We start from the raw sequence: 637 nt of genomic DNA on the forward strand, positions 1-637 counted from the left end.
CGGCTAACCTGTTTCCAAGTTATTCCTCTGCAATTCAAGCCCGGGTAAGGTTCCTCGCGTATCATCGAATTAAACCACATGTTCCTCCGCTTGTGCGGGCCCCCGTCAATTCCTTTGAGTTTCACCGTTGCCGGCGTACTCCCCAGGTGGAATACTTAATGCTTTCGCTTGGCCGCTTACTGTATATCGCAAACAGCGAGTATTCATCGTTTACTGTGTGGACTACCAGGGTATCTAATCCTGTTTGATACCCACACTTTCGAGCATCAGCGTCAGTTACAGTCCAGCAAGCTGCCTTCGCAATCGGAGTTCTTCGTGATATCTAAGCATTTCACCGCTACACCACGAATTCCGCCTACCTCTACTGCACTCAAGGTACCCAGTATCAACTGCAATTTTACGGTTGAGCCGCAAACTTTCACAACTGACTTAAGCACCCGCCTACGCTCCCTTTAAACCCAATAAATCCGGATAACGCTCGGATCCTCCGTATTACCGCGGCTGCTGGCACGGAGTTAGCCGATCCTTATTCATATGGTACATACAAAACAGGACACGTCCTGCACTTTATTCCCATATAAAAGAAGTTTACAACCCATAGGGCAGTCATCCTTCACGCTACTTGGCTGGTTCAGGC

Annotated in this window: 1 rRNA gene; it reads right to left on the reverse strand. The window is 48.8% G+C overall.

From position 1 onward, the window contains the following. Positions 1 to 637, reverse strand: a 16S ribosomal RNA gene (locus AAE250_RS23585); the annotation flags it as partial.

Origin of the sequence: Bacteroides sp. GD17 (genome assembly GCF_038448625.1) — a bacterium.
GTDB lineage: Bacteria > Bacteroidota > Bacteroidia > Bacteroidales > Bacteroidaceae > Bacteroides.